This is a genomic window from Frankia sp. CcWB2 (assembly GCF_977927585.1).
The window spans coordinates 830-5,753 of record NZ_CDWRCM010000080.1 but is presented as its reverse complement, the minus strand read 5'-3'; the positions used below and the strand labels follow the sequence as shown (position 1 = coordinate 5,753).

General features: G+C 73.0%; 4 protein-coding genes and 1 pseudogene. 2 read left to right on the top strand and 3 right to left on the bottom strand.

Annotation, left to right across the window (positions count from 1 at the left end):
- Together ACY45C_RS10610 and dnaN are read left to right on the top strand one after the other, a co-directional pair.
- Positions 1–850, top strand: an 850-nt coding sequence (locus ACY45C_RS10610) for a sugar phosphate nucleotidyltransferase (RefSeq protein WP_462187452.1), incomplete at its 5' end; no start/stop codon positions are given.
- Between the two features lie 175 nt (positions 851–1,025).
- Positions 1,026–2,279 (top strand): DNA polymerase III subunit beta, encoded by a 1,254-nt coding sequence (dnaN, locus tag ACY45C_RS10605; RefSeq protein WP_462187451.1) that lies wholly within the window; start codon positions 1,026–1,028, stop codon positions 2,277–2,279.
- A gap of 70 nt (positions 2,280–2,349) precedes the next feature.
- On the opposite strand, the gene ACY45C_RS10600 is transcribed toward dnaN, so the two are convergent.
- The 3 genes and pseudogenes from ACY45C_RS10600 to ACY45C_RS10590 all read right to left on the bottom strand — a co-directional run.
- A complete protein-coding gene (locus tag ACY45C_RS10600; protein WP_462187450.1) occupies positions 2,350–3,156 on the bottom strand; it encodes a DUF3105 domain-containing protein in 807 nt (268 codons plus the stop codon).
- Positions 3,157–3,316: 160 nt separating this feature from the next.
- Positions 3,317–4,645, bottom strand: a complete 1,329-nt coding sequence (locus ACY45C_RS10595) for a coenzyme F420-0:L-glutamate ligase (RefSeq protein ID WP_462187449.1) — start codon at positions 4,643–4,645, stop codon at positions 3,317–3,319.
- Positions 4,638–4,924, bottom strand: a pseudogene (locus tag ACY45C_RS10590) (2-phospho-L-lactate transferase); the annotation flags it as partial. The pseudogene ACY45C_RS10590 and the gene ACY45C_RS10595, both read right to left, overlap by 8 nt.

Genomic DNA, 4,924 nt, shown 5'->3' with positions numbered 1-4,924 from the left:
GTACGTCACCGAGACCGAGCCGATGGGCACGGGCGGCGCGATCCGCAACGTGGCCGAGCGGCTCCACGGGGGACCGGACGATCCGGTCGTGATCTTCAACGGTGACATCCTCGCCGGTCTGGACGTCCAGGCCCTCGTCGCGCGGCACACGGGGACCGGCGCGGCGGTCACCCTGCATCTGACCCGGGTGGTGGACCCGCGTGCCTTCGGGGTCGTGCCCGTCGACGACGATGGTCGCGTCACCGCCTTCCTGGAGAAGACCCCGGACCCGCCCACCAATCTGATCAACGCTGGGTGCTACGTGTTCCGGCGGTCCGTCATCGACACGATCCCGACGGGACGACCGGTCTCGGTCGAGCGGGAGACCTTCCCGGGACTGCTGGCCGCCGGCACGACGGTCATGGGTTACCCGGATGACACCTACTGGCTCGACCTCGGAACTCCCGCGGCGTTCGTGCAGGGCAGTCGCGATCTGGTGACCGGCCGGATGGCGTCGTCGGCGCTGCCGGGGCCGGTCGGGGACTGCCTGGTGCTGCCCGGTGCTGTCGTGGCCGCCGACGCCAAGATCGGTGGCGGGGCGACCGTCGGGACCGGTGCGTGGGTCGGCGCGGGTGCCGCGATCGACGGTGCCGTGCTGTTCGACGGTGCGGTCATCGAGGCCGGGGCGGTCGTGCGGGACAGCGTGATCGGTCGGGACGCGGTGATCGGCTCCGGTGTCGCGCTCGACGGGGTGGTCATCGGCGACGGGGCACGGATCGAGCGAGGCAACGAGCTGCGGTCCGGGGCGCGCGTGTTCCCCGGAGCCGTCCTCTCGGCGGGCGCTGTGCGATTCAGCTCGGACCGCACCTGAGCGCAGCCGACCGGTTGCGGGCGGCGGCGGACCACTGGTAGCGCCGCCGCCTCTCCTCACGACGCGGCGGCTGCGGCCCGTCCGGGCGGAGATCTCGCGGACATCCACGGACGGGGAACAAACACCGCCCGCTGAATGCGGCGATTCCGCGCCGTGGCCGAGGACAATCGCACTCATGAGGTTCAGCGTGGAACGCGACGCGTTCGCCGACGCGACCGGCTGGGCCGCTCGGCATCTACCCAACCGGCCGGGCCCGGCCCGGAACGTCCTGACCGGCATCCTGCTCACCGCGGGCCATGGCGCCCCGGCGTCGGCGCCCGCCGCGGTTCCCCTGCCGTCGGGTTCCGCGGCGTCTCCTGGTTCCGCGGCGCGCCAGGGGCCGGCCACGGCCTCGGTCCTGACGATCTGCGCGTACGACACGGAGGTGGCGGTGCGGGCTCCGGTCGCGGCCTCGGTGGACGAACCGGGGCGGGTGCTGGTGCCCGGCCGGCTCCTCACGGACATCGTGCGCAGCCTGCCCGCGACGACGGTCGACGTCGTGGTCGACGGTGACCGGCTGGTCCTGCGCTGCGGCAGCGTCCGTTTCACCGTGCCGTTAATGGACCCGGGCGACTACCCGAAGCTCCCCAGCTTTCCCGGACCGATCGGTGAGGTGGACACGCTCGGGTTCGCGTCCGCGGTCGGTCAGGTCGCCCCGGCGGCCGGCCGGGACGAGACCATGCCCGTGCTCACCGCGGTCCGGATGGAGATCTCCGGGCGCGGGCTGACCCTCGCCGCCACTGACCGGTACCGGCTCGCGGTACGCGGCATACCCTGGCAGCCGACAGTCGACGATCCGTGGGCGCTCGCGCACGTGCCCGCCAAGGTTCTCGCCGAGGTGGCCCGCATGCCGACGTCGGCCTCCCGCATCATGATTGGCCTGGACCTCGACGATCCGTCCGGCGCCCGGCTCGGCCTCGTCGCCGGCGGCCGGCAGACCATCGTCCGACTCATCGAAGGGACGTTTCCCAACTACCGCAAGCTCCTGCCCGAGGCGGCCGCGCTCGTCGTCACCGCGCAGACCGCGGCGCTCGCCGCGGCGGTCCGCCGGGTGGCTGTCGTCGCCACCCGCACCGGGCCGCTGCGGTTCACGTTCACCCGCGACCAGGTCGTCGCCGAGGCCGGGGACGGCGGTGGCGCACAGGCCAGCGAGACGATTCCGGTCGAGTACGCAGGTCCCGAGCTCTCGGTGCTGTTCAACCCGTCCTACCTGCTGGACGGGCTCGGTGCCGTCGAGGACGATCAGGCGACGATCGGGTTCGTCGACGCCGATCCGGCCGAGGCCGCCGCGAAACCCGCGGTGCTCACCGGCAAGGACAGCGGCCGCGGCGCCGTTGACGAGGGCGCCTACCGCTACCTGCTGATGCCGATCCGCCACGGCGGGAGCTGACTTGTCCTGTGCCGTGTCGCCGCGCCGGGGAGGGTCAGGGTGCCGGGGAGGGTCAGGGTGCCGGGGAGGGTCAGGGTGCCGGGGTCGGGGTGGTGGGCGACAGCGGCATGGTGCCCGCGCCGGGGAGCGGGGAGGCGGCCGCGCCCGGATCCACCAGGGGGCCGTCCGCCGTCACGTTCAGGGTGCCGCCCGCCGCGCCGGACTCCGGAGCGGTCGGTGAGTCCCAGGTGGCCCCGGCGGCGTCCGGGTTCGCATGCTTGGTGACGAAATCCTTGATCACGTCCGCGGAGACCGTCGAGCATCGCTGGGTGCGGTCCCAGGCGGTCAGGACGAAGTGCTTGTTGTCGACGAAGGTGCTCCGGGTCCAGGGCATACCGATGAACCGCGGCCCGGCATTCGCCGCGAGCTTGCGCAGCTTGTCGACCTGATCCCCCGGCAGGCTCTTGTCGTACCAGCCGATCACGAAGCCGTGTTCGAGGTTGTGTACGGCACGTTCCGCCGAGATGCCCGAGTTCGGGTTGTAGAAGGGAATGCCGTCGGGCAGGGGGTCGGGGTTGTGGTTACCCGAGGACGGCGGTGACGCCTCGTATGTGACCGCTGTGCTGACGTGCGTCGAGCCGCGGAACGGGTCGTTCGCCGTGCCGGTGCACCCGGCCGCGGTGGCGGCCGCCGAGGCCGGCGCGACGTAGCCGACCTTGCGGGCCTCGTTCTTCGATCTACTGTCCGCGACGCTGTAGATGATGATGCCGACGAGGAGCGCGACGGCGACGAGCCCCGACGTCCCGTAGATGAGCAGCGCGCGGCGGCGTTCCCTGGGCTTCTGTTCACGGCGCAACTGCTCGAGCCGGGTGTTGCGTTCGACGCTCTTCTTACCCACGACAGCTGATCCTACGAAGTGTTGAACCACGTCGTCCGGGCAGGATGGATCCGACCCGCCGAACACCACCGGACACGCCCTGTCTCGCCACGCTGCACCGTGACCGTGGCGTCACGGATCATCCCGGGACCGGGCCACCCGGGACGGGCCGGCCACGAGGTCAGCGGTGGAGGACGAACGCCGCGGTATCGCGGTCCGGTCGGGCGGGTACGGGCGCGGCGGCGTGCCCGACCCCGACCGTGCCCATCGGCGCCCAACCGGCCGGCAGGTCGAGCACCCGGGTGACCACCTCCGGGCAGAACAGCGTCGACGATACCCAGCACGACCCCAGACCCTCCGTGGCCAGGGCGACGAGCAGGTTCTGCACCCCGGCCCCGACGGAGACGGTGAACATCCGCTCCTCGGCGGCGGCGCGGCGGGCGTCCGGATAGGGATGCGCGCCGTCGAGGACCATGATCGGAACGATCAGCAGTGGGGCACGCCGCAGCACCTCGCCGCGCCGGAGCCGACGCTCGACGGCCGCCTCGCCGAACCCGTCGCGTCGTAGATCGTCCGCCCAGGTCTCGGCCATCGCGTCGAGCAGCGCCGCGCGTCGCTCGGTCACGATCACGAAACGCCATGGTGTGGTGTGGTGCGGGGCCGGGGCGGTGAATGCCGCCGCGATCGCCCGGTCAACCGCGGCCGGGTCGACCGGGGTGTCGGAGAAGTCCCGCACGGTGCGCCGCTCGCGCAGCGCCGCCCGGCGCGCCTCGAGGGTGCCGAGGCGGAACATGTCCTCACCCGCGGGACGCAGCAGTGCCCGCCCGCCGGTGCCGTCGTCGGGCAGCCGGCCGTAGCCGCGGACGACCGCCACCGGCGTGGCGCCCAGCTTGCCCTTGACGAGGTCGGCGGCCGCGGCGAGCTCGTCGGCCTCGGCCACCTCGGTCATCCCCAGCTCGTTGCCGTAGCCGTCGAGGTCGCCGACGTGGCTGCGCAGCGCCGCCATGCCGGCCACCCCGATGGCGATGTCGGTCAGGCCGCGTCGCCACGGCCGTCCGGCGGTATCGGTGACGACGACGGCGACATCCACGCCGAGTACGGTGGCCAGGCCCGACCGCAGCCGCCTGGCGCTGGCGTCCGGATCCACCGGGAGCAGGGCGAGGGAGTCCTTGGCGATGTTCGACGCGTCGACCCCCGCGCTGGCGAGGACGAAACCGTGGTGCGTCTCGACGATCCGGGTCGGGCCGCGCCGGGCGACCTCGCGCACCGATTCACTGTCGATCATGGCCTGCCTGGCTTCCTCGCGGTCGCCGGACACCGTGACGAGCCGTCCCTCGGCCTTCGAAACAATCTTTGAGGTGACCACGACGACATCGCCGTCGGCGAGTGCCGGGCCGTGCGTCCGGGCGGCCGAGGCCACCAGGACGGCGAGATCGTCGCCGGGACGGACCTCGCCGATGCCGGTGAGCGGGAACACGCGCAGCGCCCGTTCCGCGCTGCGCTCAGACACCGGCGAGCTCCAGAGCCGCCCGGACGATCGCCACCGTGGCCTTCAGATCGGTCATCAGCAGGGGTGCCGCGGCCACGGTCGCGCCGGGAACGGTCGCGCCGGCGTCGGCGGTGTCGACGAGCCAGCCGTCGAGCAGTCCGTCCGCCGTCCCGGCTCCCGGGCGCGGGGCCGTCCCGTGCCCCGTCGCGGCGGTGCGCCCCCGGCCTCCGTAATGCACGCCCACCGCCTGGGCGGAGGTCTCGACGCCGATGGCAGCCAGGCAGGCGTCCGCCATCCCGC